Here is a 14,412-nt window from a genome sequence, read left to right as displayed (position 1 = left end):
GGACGCACCTTGGCGGGCCCGTACCCGGTCCGGGGTGAAGGCGCGCGCGGAAACGCGGAAGCGGACCGGACGCCGTACGGGCGTCCGGTCCGCTTCCTCCACGGCAGGCGCTCTCAGCCGCGCAGGGCCTGGACCGCGGTGTCGAGCCGCTTGCCGAAGTCGCCGTCCGCCTTGCGGAAGTTGTCGACGGCACGCTCGGCGATGTCGTCGCGGGAGACCTTGGCGATGAAGCCGGCCAGGTTCGCCACCAGGCGGCTCTTCTCGTCCTCGGACATCAGGCGGTAGAGGTTGCCCGCCTGCACGAAGTCGTCGTCCTCGGCGTGCGAGGGGGCGGCGTGGTCGCCGGTGAGGCCGGAGACGGCGGCCGGCTGCCAGAGCGGCCGGTCGGTCTGGAAGGGACCGCCGAAGCTGTTCGGCTCGTAGTTCTTCGCGCCCTTGTGGCGGCCGTCGTAGAGGAAGCCGTCACGGGAGTGGGTGCGCGCCTCGGTGGCGTGCGGGCGGTTCACCGGCAGGTGGTCGGCGTTGATGCCGACGCGGTAGCGGTGGGCGTCGCCGTAGGCGAAGAGGCGGCCCTGGAGCATCTTGTCCGGGGACGGGCCGATGCCGGGCACGAAGTGCGCCGGGCTGAAGATGGACTGCTCGACCTCGGCGAAGACGTTCTCCGGGTTGCGGTTCAGCTCCAGCCTGCCGATCTCGATCGGCGGGTAGTCCTCGTGCGGCCACACCTTGGTGAGGTCGAACGGGTTGAAGCGGTAGTCCGCCGCGTCGGCCGCGGGCATGATCTGGACCTGCACGGTCCAGGTGGGGAAGTCGCCGCGCTCGATGGACTCGCGCAGGTCGCGCTGGTGCGAGTCGGGGTCCTCGCCCGCAAGGCGGTTGGCCTCGTCCTGGGTGAGGTTCTTGATGCCCTGGTCGGTCTTGAAGTGGTACTTCACCCAGAAGACCTCGCCGGACTCGTTGTTCCACTGGAACGTGTGCGAGCCGTAGCCGTTCATATGACGGTACGAGGCGGGGATGCCCCGGTCGCCGAACAGCCAGGTGACCTGGTGGGTCGACTCCGGGGAGAGGCCCCAGAAGTCCCAGACGTTGTCCGCCTCCTGCGAGCCGGTGTACGGGTCGCGCTTCTGGGTGTGGATGAAGTCGGGGAACTTGATGGCGTCCTTGATGAAGAACACCGGGGTGTTGTTGCCGACGAGGTCGTAGTTGCCCTCCTCGGTGTAGAACTTCAGCGCCCAGCCGCGCGGGTCGCGCACGGCGTCGGCCGCGCCGAGGTTGCCCGCGACGGTGGAGAAGCGCAGGAAGGTCTCGGTCTCCTTGCCGACCTCGGAGAGGAAGGCCGCGCGCGTCCACCGCGAGACGTCACGGGTGAGCGTGAAGGTGCCGTAGGCGCCCGCCCCGCGCGCGTGGACGACCCGCTCCGGGATGCGCTCGCGGTTGAAGTGGGCGAGCTTCTCCATGAGGAGCTGGTCCTGGACGAGGACCGGCCCGCCGACGCCCGCCGTCTCGCTGTTCTGGTTGTCGGCGACCGGCGCGCCGGCCTCCGTGGTGAGCGGTCCCTGCGTCACGTGCGCCTCCGACGTCATGTCCTGCGTGTCCTGTCCTGCGGCCCGGTCCCGGGAGAGGGATCTCGGCCGTTGCCGTTCTCGATCCTACAATGGACATTGTCTAAGTCAAGTGAGCTTCCAAAGTCACACCTGTTCGGAGTGGAACTCCACGACTGTTAGGCTGGCCCTCATGAGTGACCTGTTGGAACGACTGCGCGGACGCGGCTGGCGGATGACCGCGCAGCGGCGCGTCGTGGCCGAAGTGCTCGACGGGGACCACGTACACCTGACCGCCGACGAGGTCCACGCGCGCGCGGTGACGCGACTGCCCGAGATCTCGCGCGCGACCGTCTACAACACGCTGGGCGAGATGGTCTCCCTCGGTGAGGTCATCGAGGTGGCGACCGACGGCCGCGCCAAGCGCTACGACCCCAACGCGCACCGGCCCCACCAGCACCTGGTCTGCGCCCGCTGCGGCGCGATCCGTGACGTCCACCCGGGCGGCGACCCACTGGCGGACCTGCCCGCCACCGAGCGCTTCGGCTTCACGATCTCGAACGTCGAGGTCACCTACCGGGGCATCTGCCCGAGCTGCGCGACCACGGCCTGACCCGGCCCGCGTTCCCGACGGAAGGCCCCCGCCACGGCGGGGGCCTTCCGCGTACGCACCCGTCCGCACACACCGGAGCCGCTCCCGAAAGACCTCGGGCGCACCGGAACACGACGAAGGCCCGGATCCAGTGACTGGATCCGGGCCTTCGGTGCTACTGAGTAGCGGGGACAGGATTTGAACCTGCGACCTCTGGGTTATGAGCCCAGCGAGCTACCGAGCTGCTCCACCCCGCGTCGGTAGACCCGACTCTACGGGACGCCCCGCGACCAGCGCAAATCCATTGCCGAGGGGCACCCGGCCGTCACGCGGTGAGCTCCTGGTGCAGTGCCTCGCTCAGCCGGGCCGCCCGCTCGGCGACCTCCGCCGGGCCCAGCTCCACCGCGCGGGCGCACCAGTGGCGGCCCTCGGTCAGCTCGCCCCGGCGGGCCGCGAGCAGCGCCAGGCGGAGCGCGGCGCGGCCGTGACCGGCCCGGGCCGCCCTGGTCCACCAGAGGGCGGCCTCGCGCTCGCTGCCCTCACGGGCGAGGAGCAGTCCGAGGTTGAAGGCGCCGTTGCGGCTGCCCGCCTCGGCGGCCTCGCGGTACCAGCGGGCGGCCTCGGCGAGGTCACCGCGCCCGGCGGCGAGCATCCCGACCCGCACCTGGGCGCGCCGGTGGCCCTGCTCGGCGGCCCGCTCGTACCACTCCTCGCACTCGCTCTTCTCGTCCTGGGGCGCGCCGAGCACGGCGGGGCCGGGCTCGGGCCGACGGGCGTCGAGGACCGAGGCCAGCCGGAAGGCGGCCTCGGCGCTGCCGCCGCCCGCCGCGCACCGCAGGTGCCGCTCGGCGGTCCGCTCGTCGCCGTCCCTGAGGGCGGCGATGCCGACCTGGAGGGCCGCCTCGGTGTGTCCGGCGGCGGCGGCCCGCTCGTACCAGACGAGGGCGGTGCGGTCGTCGTCCCGGCCCGCGTGCAGGATGCCCAGGTTGAAGGCGGCGTCCACGCTGCCGGCCTCGGCCGCCTTGGAGAACCAGGGTTCGGCGCCGTTGGCGTCGCCCGCCTGGAGCAGCAGCACCGCGAGGGCGTTGGCCGCCTCGCGGTGGCCCGCGTAGGCGGCCCTGCGGTACCACTGCTCGGCCTGCGGGATCCGGTCCTGGGCGGCACAGAGCAGTCCGAGGTTGTAGGCCCCGTTGACGTCTCCCGCGTCCATGGCGGCGCGGTACCAGCGCTCGGCGGTCTGCTGCTCCCCCCGGGCCGCGTGCAGCGCGCCGAGGGCGTTGGCCGCGTTGCCGTCGCCGTCCTGGGCGGCGCGCAGCCACCACACGGCGGCGCTCTCCTCGTCGCCCGCGTCACGGAGGAGGAAGCCGAGCGCGCAGGCGGCCCTGGCCTCGCCCTCCTTGGCGGAGCTGAGGTACCAGCGGCCGGCCTCCTTGAGTTCGCCCCGGTGCTCCAGGAGCGCGCCGAGGTGGAGCGCGGCCCTGCGGTGGCCTCGCGCGGCGGCCTGCCGGAACCACTGCTCGGCCTCGGTGGGTCCGCCCGCGGGCTCGACGGTGGCGGGCAGGGCGGGGCCGGGCGCGGTGGCGCCGGGGGCGACCGCGGCGGCGGGCACCCTGAGCCGGGTGCCGGTGTCGTGCGGGCCCCGGGTGGTCTCGGTGTCGCGGCGCTCCAGGGCGAGGGCGAGCCGGTAGGCGGCCTCGCGGTGGCCCTGTTCGGCGGCGGCGCGCAGCCAGCGCTCGGCGCCGACGTCGCTGCGGTGTTCCAGGAGGTCGGCGAGGGCGTACGCGCCGAGGGCGTGGCCCTGCTCGGCGGCCTGGCGGAGCCAGTACTCGGCGGCGGGTTCGTCGCCGCGCTCGCGGTGGTGGCGGCCCAGGGCGTGGGCGGCGGGCGCGGAGCCCGCGACGGCGGCGACCCGCCACCAGCCCGCGGCCTCCTCGGCGTATCCCCGCTGGTGCAGCAGGACACCGAGGTTGTTGGCGGCGGCGCGGTCACCCTCGGAGGTCGCGCCGCGCAGATAGGGTTCGGCGCCGTCGAGGTCGCCCCGGCGCAGGAGCAGGGCTCCGAGGGCGCTCATCGCGGGGACGTCGCCGTTCTCGGCGGCGCGTCGGTGACGGGCCTCGGTCTCGGTCTCGTTCTCGGTGTCGGCATCGGTCGGGGTGGCGGTGTCGAGGATCGCATCGACGGCCCTCGCTGCCTCGATGATCTCGTCTGCGGCGTTCCTGGCGTGCCGCTGCACAAACCGCCCTGTCTCCAACAGAGTTGCCCTGTCCCCCATAAATACCATCGTCGCACCACCCACACCCGAGCACACCTGGTATACCGCAGCCAGTGAGGTCACTCAGCGTTTTGTCGACATGCCCACAGAGAGACAAGTCAAACACGACTCACACCAACTCGCCCTTCCCCGCCGCCCTTCACGCCCCCTCGCGTCTCGACACACGACGAGGGCCCGGATCCATATGGATCCGGGCCCTCGTCCTCTGAGTAGCGGGGACAGGATTTGAACCTGCGACCTCTGGGTTATGAGCCCAGCGAGCTACCGAGCTGCTCCACCCCGCGTCGGTGACACCACAGTATCACGGACGCGGGGTGGAAAACCTCAGGTCAGCCGCCCGATCCGGTCGTCTTGAGGCTGGCCCCGGCCTCCGCTGCCCGCTGGAGCGCGGCCTGCAGATCCTCCTGGGCCTTGCCGTACGCGGTCCAGTCCTGCTTCTGCAGGGCCGCCTCGCCCGCGTCGTACGCCTTCTGCGCGTCGGCGATGGCCTGCTTCAGCGCGGCGTCGCCCGTGGCGGGCGGCGGCGGGTTGGTGGTGCCCGGCGGGGTCGTGGGCGTGGTGGGCGGTGTGGTGGGCGCCTCCACCCCGAAGACCGCGTTGAGCGCCTTGGTGAGGTTGTCCTCGAACACCGTGGTGTCCTTGGTCGTGTCACCCGCCGGCTGGTCCGCGTCCACGTACGACACCGCGACCTTCTTCAGGAGCGGGTAGAGCGCGTTGCGGCCCTGCGCGTACACCGGTTCCACGTAGAGGAAGCCGCCGTCGAGCGGGACGGTGAGCAGGTTGCCGTACTGGATGTCGGAGTCGGCGCCCTTCATGTCCCGGACGAAGGTGGCCACCGACGGCAGACCGTTCAGCTTGCTCTGCACCTGTGCCGGACCCGGCACGTCCTCGGTGACCCTGAGCAGTCTCAGCCGGCCGTACTCCTTGCTGGTGGCGTCGGCGTCGACCGCCATGAAGGCACCGAGGTTGGGCCGTCCGTTCGGCGTGAACGTGGTCGTCAGCGAGAACCGCTGCGCCGTGTCCCCGGGCATCTTCATGCTCAGGTAGTACGGCGGGACCGCGTTGCCGTCCTTGTTGGTCGGGTCGTCCGGCACCTGCCAGGCGTCCGAGCCGCTGTAGAACTGCGCCGGGTCGGTGACGTGGTAGCGGGTCAGCAGTTCGCGCTGGACCTTGAACATGTCCTGCGGGTACCGCAGGTGCTGCATCAGGTCGGCGCCGATCTCCGACTTGGCCTTGACCGTGTCGGGGAAGGCCTTCATCCAGGTCTTGAGGACCGGGTCCTGGGTGTCCCACTGGTACAGGCTCACCGTGCCGTCGTAGGCGTCCACGGTGGCCTTGACCGAGTTGCGGATGTAGTTGACCTGGTTCTGCTGCGCGACCACCGCCCGCTGCTGGTTGCCGACGGTCAGCGAGTCGGCGGTGGTGTCGCCGAGCGTGGTCCGCGAGGCGTACGGGTAGCCGTTGCTGGTCGTGTAGGCGTCGACGATCCACTGGATCTTGCCGTTGACGACCGCCGGGTAGGCGTCGCCGTCGATGGTCAGCCACGGCGCGACCGCCTCGACGCGCTCCTTGGGCGTGCGGTTGTAGAGGATCCGCGAGCCCTCGCCGATGGCCCCGGAGTAGAGGATCTGCGGCTCACTGAAGGCCACCGCGTACGCGGCGCGGTTGAAGGTGTTGGAGAGGCTGACGCCGCTCTTCTCCTTGTAGCTGGTGGTCTTCTCGCCGTTGTCCTCGTAGTCCAGCTCCTTCTGCGGGCCGCCCACGATCGAGTACTGGTCGGTCTTCTCGCCGTAGTAGATCCGCTGCTGGTACGTGCCGAGGCTGCCGGTCGTCGGCAGTCCGGACTCGGTGAAGACCGGGGAGCCGTTGGCGTCCGTCTGCGTGCCCGAGGCCATGATCGCGCCGTAGCCGTGGGTGTAGGTGAAGTGGTCGTTGATCCAGTTCCGCTTCGGGATGCCCTTGATGTTGAGCTCACGAAGACCGACGACGGTGTCCTTGCCCTGGTAGCGGTCCACGTCCAGGGTCATCGGGAACTGGTAGTACTTCCGCTTCTGCTCCAGCTGCTGGAACGTCGGCGAGACGATGTTGGGGTCGAGGACGCGGTAGCTGGCCGCCGTGTCGGCGTCCGCCCGCAGCTTGTCCTTGGCCTTGACCGTCGACTTGCCCGAGTAGTTCTCCAGCTTCGTCCCGTCGATCGCGTACGCCTGGCGGGTCGCGTCGATGTTCTTCTGGATGTACGGCGCTTCCTTGGCCTGCTCGTTCGGCTGGACCTGGAACTTCTGCACGATCGCCGGGTACAGCCCGCCGATCAGGACCGCCGAGAGCACCATCAGGCCGAAGCCGATGACCGGCAGCTGCCAGGTGCGGCGCCAGAGCGTCGCGAAGAACAGCAGGGCGCAGATCACGGCGATGCAGAACAGGATGGTCTTCGCGGGCAGGTACGCGTTGGCGTCGACGAACCGCAGGCCCGTCCAGTTGCCGGTGGCCTTGAAGTCGCTGGACTTCACCGCGAGGCCGTACCGGTCGAGCCAGTACGCCACGGCCTTCAGCGACACGAAGACGCCGAGCAGCACCGAGAGGTGCCCGGTGGCGGCGGCGGTGGCCCGCGCGCCCGGACTGGTGATCCGCAGTCCGCCGTACAGGTAGTGCGTGACCGCGGCGGCGATCAGCGACAGGACGGCGGCGGCGAAGCCGACGGACAGCAGGAAGCGGTACCAGGGCAGGTCGAAGGCGTAGAACGCCACGTCGAGCCCGAACTGCGGGTCCTTCTGGCCGAAGCGCTCGCCGTTGACCCACACGAGCCAGGCGCGCCACTGGCCCGAGGCGGAGGCACCGGCGATCAGCGCCACCAGGGCGGTGACCGCGAGCAGCACCCACTTCTTGAACGGGGCGAGACCCATCCGGTACCGGTCGAGGCTCTGCTGCTCCAGCGACATCGCGCTGAGCGGCGGCCTCAGCCGGTGCGCCAGCCAGATGTTCAGCCCCACGGCGAGGCCCATCAGCAGCCCGAAGACCGCGAACAGGCCGATCTTGGTCCACAGCATGGTGGTGAACACGGACGAGTACTCGACCGAGCGGTACCAGAGCCAGTCCGTCCAGAACCCGGCGAACATCACGAACGCCATGGCCAGGACGGCCAGCACCCCGAGAGTCATGAGCAGGGTGCGGGCCCGCCGGGACGGCCGGCCGACTCTCATCCTCGGCCCGGACGGCCTACCGCCCCGGTCCGGCATCTGGAAAGCCAACGTGCGCCCCTCGATGTTGATGCGTCTGAAAAGCAGGCCCCGCGATCGTAGAGCCCACTGATGCAACTTACTGAGGCTTTACCTAGTTCCCGTGTTCCGGGGTGGAGGAGGCAGGATATTGGTCATGTCCAACCTTTCCCCCTCCGGCCCGGCCATGGCAGCGAGCCCCCTCACCCGCGCGGTCCTCGAGATCGACGAGTACGCGGCGGGCCTCGGCTGGGACCAGCCGGCCCGCCTCTTCGCCCTTGTCGACACCGCGCGGCTACGCGCCAAGGAACCCGCGCTCGCCTCCCAGCTGGGGCTGGGCGACGACGCCACCGCCTACACCCCGATCGAGCAGGACAAGCTGCCCCGCGGAAAGCCCCTCGACGAGTTCCTGGGCACGATCGCCTGGCCCGCCGGTGTGGTGGGCTGCGCCATGACGGTGGAGCGGCTGATGCTGCCGCCGTCGGCGGAGGCCCAGGTCCCCCAGGGCCTGACCGAGAAGCAGCTCGCCAAGTGGGTGGCCGGCCACCCCGACCGGCAGGAGGTCCGCATGACGGTCGCGGTGCTGCGGAGCGGCGCCCGCGAGGCGGCGATCCGGCTCCGTGAGAAGGACAGCGCGACCGAGGTCCTCACCGGCCCCGACCTGGTGCCGGGCCTCGCCGAGGCACTGACGGCGACCTTCGAGTCCTGACCCGGGACCGTCACGCGGGAGGGGGCTCCCGGCCGACCCGGCCGGGAGCCCCCTCCCTCTGAACCCTCTGCCCTATGAACCCTCTGGGCCCTCCGGCGTGACCTCTCGGCGGGGGATCCGTCCCCCACGGGTCCCGTCCCGTGACCGTGGGCGGCGGATCGCGGCCCCGGTCCTCCGTCAGCCCTTCGAGCAGCTCGGCAGGGCCTTCGTGTCGCCGTCCCTGAGCTTCTCCAGGGACTTCCTGGCGTCGTCGATGGTGTCGACCTTGATGAGGGTCAGGCCGTCGGGCGTGTCGGCCGCCGCGGACTCGCAGTTGTCGGCCGGGGTGAGGAAGTACTGGGCGCCCGCGGCGCGCGCGCCCACGAGCTTCATGTCGATGCCGCCGATCGGACCGACCTTGCCGTCGTCGTCGATGGTGCCGGTCCCGGCGATGAACCGGCCGCCGGTGAGGCTCTCCGGGGTCAGCTTGTCGACGATCCCGAGGGCGAACATGAGACCCGCGCTGGGCCCGCCGACATCGGCGAGGTTGATGTCGACGGTGAACGGGAAGACGTGGTCGGTGCCCGCCTGGATGCCGACGACGGCCCGGTCGCCCTCCTCCGACGTGGTGGTCCTGATGACCACCTTCCGGGTGACGGTCGGCTCCTTGCGCGCCTTCTCGGCGGCGGCCGCCTCCTTCACCGGGACGATCGTGAACTCGACGTCCTGGCCGGGCTTCCGCTTGACGACCTCCCGGGCAACATCGGCCTGCTTCGTGATCGGCACCCCGTCGACGGCCTTGATCACGTCCCCGGCGTGCAGCTTGCCCTCGGACGGCGAACCCTTGACCACAGCGCCGACGACGACCCGTGAGACCACGGGGATGTCCAGCTCCTTCAGGGCGGCCACCTTGGCGCTCTCCTGGGACTGGCTGAACTCCTCGGCGTTCTCCTGGGTCGACTGCTGCTCGGTCTTGCCGTCCGGGTACAGGGTGTCGTGCGGCACCACCACGTTGTCGTGGGCGAGCCAGCCGTAGACGGCCTCGACGGCGTTCATCCGGTAGTCCGCGCTGGTGACCCGGACCGTCGTCATGTTGAGGTGACCGTCGGTCGGGTAGGTCTTGTGTCCCGAGATCTTCAGGACGGGCTCTCCCCTGGCGTCACCGAGGGTGTTGACCGTGGGTCCCGGGCTCATCTCCGCGTACGGCACCGGGATCAGAACGCCCGCGATGAGCAGACAGATCAGGACCAGGGTGGAGGCGAGCATCGTCGCGGTGCGGCGTGGCATGGAACGACAGTACGGGACTCGTCTGTGGGTGCACCTGTGGGGCGGGGCCGTACGGAGGGCCCGTGTCAGCCCGGGGCGGAGGTGGGGGCGGGGGCGGCCGTAGCGGCCGGTTCGCGCTCCGGCCGGGGGGCCTCGGAGGTCGTGGCGTGGGAGCGTTCCATCGCGTCCCGGAAGCGGGCGTAGCCGGCGAGTTCGGCCACGTCACCTATGGTCTTGTTCCTCGAAGCCCAGCTTCCCCATATCGCCGCGCCGACGACTGCGAAAAGCGGAATCAGCAACCAGGCCAGCGCTGCCATCCCGACCTCCCATCCCCAGTGAGTTGATCAGCAGACTGTGTCATCTGTGGGGTCAACGCTCGCGCGTGGGGGCCGGTTACGCAAATCGGGCGTTCGGCTACGTCGTGTCGGCGCGTCGGCTTGCCCGTCCGGGGTCCGGCGGGGCAGCCGCCCGGTGGGGCTCAGCAGGCCCCGACCCACTCCTCCGTACCGTCCGAGAACGTCTGGTGCTTCCAGATCGGCACCTCGTGCTTGAGGTCGTCGATGAGCCTGCGGCAGGCCTCGAAGGCCTCGGCCCGGTGCGGGCAGGACACCGCGACGACGACCGCGATGTCACCGACGCGCAGCTCGCCCACCCGGTGGACGGCGGCCAGCGCCCGCACCGGATGGTTGGCGGCCACCTTCTCCGCGACGCGCCGCAGCTCCGCCTCGGCGCTCGGGTGGCAGGAGTACCCCAGCCCGTCGACGTCCGCGCCGCCGTCGTGGTCGCGGACGGTGCCGACGAAGAGCGTCGTACCACCGGCGGCGTCGTCACCGACCGCCCGGAACACCTCGTCCACGGAGAGCGGCGTCTCCCGGATCGCGAGGAGCTTGATCGGGTCGGCGGCGGCCAGCTCGCCGGGGTGGTCATGCTTCGGTCCCATGCGCCCATCGTGCCGCACCGGTCCGACATCCCGGAATAGCGGTTTCGACCTGCGGTAGGCGGCGCGCCTCGGAGGGTTCTACAGATCGCGCCGGGCCACGGAGCGTACGGATCCGATGGGGGACGTTCGCGGCGGCGGCCCGGTCGGCCCGCGTGACGCGCGCGTGGCCGTGCGTCGGTTCCGGCCACGCGCGTGGCCGTACGGGACGCAGCTCGCCGCGCGCGGGCCGACGGGCCCGCACCGCACGGCGGGGCGGGGCGAGTCCTCCGCCGGGCCTGGACGGCCCCTCCGGGGCCACTCGCCCCGTTAGGTCCCCCGGGCGCCACCGGCCCGCCAAAAGGGCCTCACGCGTGCGCGTACGGCCGTCCCCGGCTGATCGGGGGCAGGAGGGCCGGGCCGATCAGGGGTCGGAGGGCCGGGCCGACCGGGGGCCGGGGGGCGGGGGGCGGGCCGATCGAGTGCCGGAGGGCCGGGCCGATCGGGGGTCGAAGGGTCGGGCCGATCAGAGGCTGGAGGGCCGGTCAGATCCCGCGCCGCTTCCGCATCTGGCGGACCAGGGCCGCCGTGCCGAGCAGGGCCACCGTCGCACCCGCCGCGCCCGCCGCCGTGGCGTCCTTGCGGCCGAGACGGCGGCCCGCGACCGTGTGACGGCCCGCCGCCTCCGCGAGCAGCGCGGCGAGGACCTCCTCGTTCGTCCACTTCGGACGCCATCCGGCGTCGTGGAGCCGTCCGACGCTCACCACCCACGGGTGCATGGTGTAGGCGAGGTCGCCCGCCGGGGACGGGGTGAGGCCGATCCGGTGGAGCCGGGCCGCCGCGCCGAGCGCGACCGCCGAGGGCAGCTCCATGCGCCGGATGCCGGACAGCTCCTCGACCTCCTCCTGTTCCAGCCAGCCCTCGCAGCCGACCGCCAGCTCGCCGTCGACCTTCTCCAAGGCCGCGTACTCCAGGGCGCTCACCAGGTCCTCGACGTGGCAGAACTGCCAGGTCGGCCGGGACCCGGCGACGACGAGCAGCCGGGGCGACTCGAAGTAGCGGGTCAGCGCCGTGTCCGTACCGCCGACGAGGACGGCCGGGCGGACCACGGTGACGTTGAGCCCGGGGTGCGCGCGGGGCGCGCGGCGGCCCAGCCGCTCGATCTCCAGGAGGTCGCCCACGCCGGTGGCCTCCGCCGTCGCCCGGAGCTCGGCGTCCTCGGAGAGCGGGATGTCGTTGTCGGGCAGGGCCCCGTAGACCATCGCGGAGGTGCACAGGACGACCCGGTGGACACCCGCGGCGGCGGCCGCGGTCAGCACGGTCTGCGTCCCGCGCACGTTGTAGGCCGTCCGGGCGGCGGAGTCGGTCTCCAGGTCGAGGTCGACGGCGAGGTGCACGACGACGTCCGCGCCGCGCAGCTTCTCCGCGATGGCCGGATCCCGTACGTCGAGGACGTGCCAGTGCGCTTCGGCGACCTCGCCCCGCCGCTCGTCGACGGCGACGACCTTCCTGACCTCGTCGGACGCGACCAGCCGTCTGATCAGCAGATCACCGATGCCGGACGCGGCGCCGGTGACCGCGACGACGGGGCCGCGCACGGCGGACCGGGTTGAGGGGTTTCGCGCTCCGCGAACCTGTGGATCTGGGGAACTCACCGGGCGTCTCCAGCGGTTGTCTTCAGTACGTACGGGCATGACGCGTACGGACCAGGTGGCGTCCATCCTGCCGCAGGGCACGTCCCGGCGGAGCACCGAGCCCGAATCCGGCTCGGATGTCTACGCTGGTGGTGTGCGGGGCCCGTCCGGAGTGACGGATGGACCCCGGTCGGGCAGTCGCCGTCGGCAGGAGGCCGGCGGCCCTACGAGCCGAGGAAACCCGTGAGTGACACCCCATTCGGATTCGGCCTTCCGCCGGAGGAGCCGGAGAACGGCGACGAGGGCAAGAAGAAGGACCCCGCCGGAGGTGGCCAGGGGTCCGGAGGCCAGGGCGGCAACCCGTTCGGCGCGAACCCGTTCGGCTTCGGCGGAGTGCCGGGCATGGGCGGGCCCGGCGGCGCGGACAACCCCTTCGCGGCGATGTTCGGCTCCCTGAACCCCAACGATCTCGGTGCCGCCTTCCAGCAGCTCGGGCAGATGCTCAGCTACGAGGGCGGTCCCGTGAACTGGGACATGGCCAAGCAGATCGCCCGCCAGGTGGTCGCCCAGGGCACGTCCGACGGCGTCAAGGACGCCAGTGTGGGCCCGGCCGAGAAGTCCGCTGTCGAGGAGGCCGTGCGCCTCGCCGACCTCTGGCTCGACGAGGTCACCCCGCTGCCCTCCGGCGCGGGCACGGCGGTGGCGTGGAGCCGCGCGGAGTGGGTCGAGGCGACCCTGCCCGCCTGGCAGCAGCTCGTGGACCCGGTCGCCGAGCGGGTGGGCGCGGCGATGGGCGACGTCCTGCCGGAGGAGATGCAGGCCATGGCGGGCCCGCTGATCGGCATGATGCGCTCGATGGGCGGTGCCATGTTCGGCCAGCAGATCGGGCAGGCCGTGGGCGCGCTGGCCGGTGAGGTCGTCGGTTCGACCGACGTCGGTCTGCCGCTGGGCCCGGCCGGGCGCGCCGCGCTGCTCCCGCTGAACATCGAGGCCTTCGGCAAGGACCTGGGCGTGCCGTCCGACGAGGTGCGGCTCTACCTGGCGCTGCGCGAGGCCGCCCACCAGCGGCTCTTCGCGCACGTGCCGTGGCTCCGGGCGCACCTGTTCGGCGCGGTCGAGGGGTACGCGCGGGGGATCAAGGTCGACACCTCGAAGCTGGAGGAGGCGGTGGGCCAGCTCGACCCGACGCATCCCGAGCAGTTGCAGGAGGCGCTCCAGCAGGGCATGTTCCAGCCGGAGGACACTCCGGAGCAGAAGGCGGCCCTGGCCCGTCTGGAGACGGCGCTGGCGCTCGTCGAGGGCTGGGTGGACGCGGTGGTCCACGAGGCCGCCAAGTCGCGGCTGACCTCGGCTGACGCGCTGCGCGAGACGCTGCGCAGGCGCCGGGCCTCGGGCGGTCCCGCCGAGCAGACCTTCGCGACGCTGATCGGTCTGGAGCTGCGGCCGAGGCGGCTGCGGGACGCGGCGCGCCTGTGGGCGTCGCTGACCGACGCGCGCGGGGTGGACGGCCGGGACGCGCTGTGGGAGCACCCTGACATGCTGCCGACGGCCACGGACCTGGACGACCCGGACGGGTTCGTGCACCGCGAGCACCTGGACTTCTCCGAGCTGGACAAGATGCTGGGCGAGGCGGCCGAGGGCCGTTCCGGCGACGGCGGTCCCTCCGGTGACGGCGGTGCCTCCGGTGACGGCGACGAGGGCAAGGGCGACGGCGCGAAGTGAGCCTGTACGACGACGCGGTCCGGGTGCTGAAGGAGTACGAGGGCCAGCCCGAGCTGCGTGAGCTGTATCTGGGGCATCTGGCGGAGCACCCGGACGGCATGTACAAGCCGTGCGGGGCCGGTCATCTGACCGGGAGCGCGCTGGTGGTCGATCCGTCGCGGCGGCGGGTGCTGCTGACGCTGCACAAGAAGCTGGGTCTGTGGCTGCAGATGGGCGGCCACTGCGAGCCCGGTGATGTGTCGCTGGAGGCGGTGGCGCTGCGTGAGGGGGCCGAGGAGTCGGGGATCGACGGTCTGACGCTGCTGCCGGGCGGTCCGGTGCGGCTCGACCGGCATCCGATCCCGGCGCCCTGCCACTGGCACCTGGACGTGCAGTACGCGGCGCTGGCCCCGGCGGGTGCGGCGGAGCGGATCAGCGAGGAGTCGCTGGACCTGCGCTGGTTCGCGTACGACGAGGTGGCGGAGGTGGCGGACACCTCGGTGCTGCGGCTGCTCGAAGGGACGCTGGCCCGGCTCCCGTAAGGCCGGACGGGTGAGGGGGTGCGGGGCGGTCGCCGTGGTGACCGCCCC

At 71.8% G+C, this 14,412-nt stretch carries 11 protein-coding genes and 2 tRNA genes; 4 read left to right on the top strand and 9 right to left on the bottom strand.

The features are described 5' to 3' along the window. Positions 1 to 113 precede the first annotated feature (113 nt). Positions 114 to 1,583 (bottom strand): catalase, encoded by a 1,470-nt coding sequence (locus tag ACIRQY_RS29650; protein WP_351781698.1) that lies wholly within the window; start codon positions 1,581 to 1,583, stop codon positions 114 to 116. Between the two features lie 151 nt (positions 1,584 to 1,734). On the opposite strand from ACIRQY_RS29650, the gene ACIRQY_RS29645 reads away from it, so the two are divergent. Next, positions 1,735 to 2,154 carry a Fur family transcriptional regulator gene (locus ACIRQY_RS29645; protein WP_351781696.1) on the top strand — a complete coding sequence of 140 codons (420 nt, stop codon included), beginning with the start codon at positions 1,735 to 1,737 and terminating at the stop codon, positions 2,152 to 2,154. Between the two features lie 162 nt (positions 2,155 to 2,316). On the opposite strand, the gene ACIRQY_RS29640 is transcribed toward ACIRQY_RS29645, so the two are convergent. From ACIRQY_RS29640 to ACIRQY_RS29625, 4 genes are all read right to left on the bottom strand, one after another. Continuing rightward, a tRNA-Met gene (locus ACIRQY_RS29640) sits at positions 2,317 to 2,390 on the bottom strand. 68 nt (positions 2,391 to 2,458) lie between these two features. Further along, positions 2,459 to 4,414 (bottom strand): sel1 repeat family protein, encoded by a 1,956-nt coding sequence (locus tag ACIRQY_RS29635; RefSeq protein WP_403930841.1) that lies wholly within the window; start codon positions 4,412 to 4,414, stop codon positions 2,459 to 2,461. Between the two features lie 201 nt (positions 4,415 to 4,615). Beyond that, positions 4,616 to 4,689, bottom strand: a tRNA-Met gene (locus ACIRQY_RS29630). A gap of 45 nt (positions 4,690 to 4,734) precedes the next feature. Next, complete coding sequence (locus ACIRQY_RS29625) at positions 4,735 to 7,638, bottom strand: UPF0182 family protein (RefSeq protein ID WP_403930923.1); 2,904 nt, start codon at positions 7,636 to 7,638, stop codon at positions 4,735 to 4,737. A 136-nt stretch (positions 7,639 to 7,774) separates the two neighbouring features. On the opposite strand from ACIRQY_RS29625, the gene ACIRQY_RS29620 reads away from it, so the two are divergent. Continuing rightward, positions 7,775 to 8,326 carry a PPA1309 family protein gene (locus ACIRQY_RS29620; protein WP_351781693.1) on the top strand — a complete coding sequence of 184 codons (552 nt, stop codon included), beginning with the start codon at positions 7,775 to 7,777 and terminating at the stop codon, positions 8,324 to 8,326. Between the two features lie 177 nt (positions 8,327 to 8,503). Here ACIRQY_RS29620 and ACIRQY_RS29615 read toward each other — a convergent pair whose 3' ends face one another. From ACIRQY_RS29615 to ACIRQY_RS29600, 4 genes are all read right to left on the bottom strand, one after another. Further along, the gene (locus ACIRQY_RS29615; RefSeq protein ID WP_403930839.1) at positions 8,504 to 9,592 is read right to left on the bottom strand and encodes a PDZ domain-containing protein; all 1,089 of its coding nucleotides are present in this window, start codon (positions 9,590 to 9,592) and stop codon (positions 8,504 to 8,506) included. Positions 9,593 to 9,657: 65 nt separating this feature from the next. Beyond that, positions 9,658 to 9,792, bottom strand: a complete 135-nt coding sequence (locus ACIRQY_RS29610; protein WP_403930932.1) for a hypothetical protein — start codon at positions 9,790 to 9,792, stop codon at positions 9,658 to 9,660. 257 nt (positions 9,793 to 10,049) lie between these two features. Continuing rightward, complete coding sequence (locus ACIRQY_RS29605; protein WP_351781687.1) at positions 10,050 to 10,511, bottom strand: molybdenum cofactor biosynthesis protein MoaE; 462 nt, start codon at positions 10,509 to 10,511, stop codon at positions 10,050 to 10,052. Between the two features lie 521 nt (positions 10,512 to 11,032). After that, positions 11,033 to 12,142 carry an SDR family oxidoreductase gene (locus tag ACIRQY_RS29600; protein ID WP_351781685.1) on the bottom strand — a complete coding sequence of 370 codons (1,110 nt, stop codon included), beginning with the start codon at positions 12,140 to 12,142 and terminating at the stop codon, positions 11,033 to 11,035. 222 nt (positions 12,143 to 12,364) lie between these two features. Between ACIRQY_RS29600 and ACIRQY_RS29595 the strand changes: the two genes are divergently transcribed. Both ACIRQY_RS29595 and ACIRQY_RS29590 read left to right on the top strand, forming a co-directional pair. Then, positions 12,365 to 13,843 carry a zinc-dependent metalloprotease gene (locus ACIRQY_RS29595; protein ID WP_403930836.1) on the top strand — a complete coding sequence of 493 codons (1,479 nt, stop codon included), beginning with the start codon at positions 12,365 to 12,367 and terminating at the stop codon, positions 13,841 to 13,843. Beyond that, positions 13,840 to 14,364, top strand: coding sequence for an NUDIX hydrolase (locus ACIRQY_RS29590; protein ID WP_351781682.1), 525 nt, complete (start codon positions 13,840 to 13,842; stop codon positions 14,362 to 14,364). Before ACIRQY_RS29595 ends, ACIRQY_RS29590 begins: the two co-directional genes overlap by 4 nt. The last annotated feature ends 48 nt before the right edge of the window (positions 14,365 to 14,412 follow it).

The sequence above is a fragment of the Streptomyces sp. NPDC101490 genome (assembly GCF_044767145.1).
In the GTDB taxonomy this organism is placed as follows: Bacteria; Actinomycetota; Actinomycetes; order Streptomycetales; family Streptomycetaceae; genus Streptomyces.
Note: the sequence above shows the minus strand (reverse complement) of the source record. Positions and strands in the feature narration are given on the sequence as shown.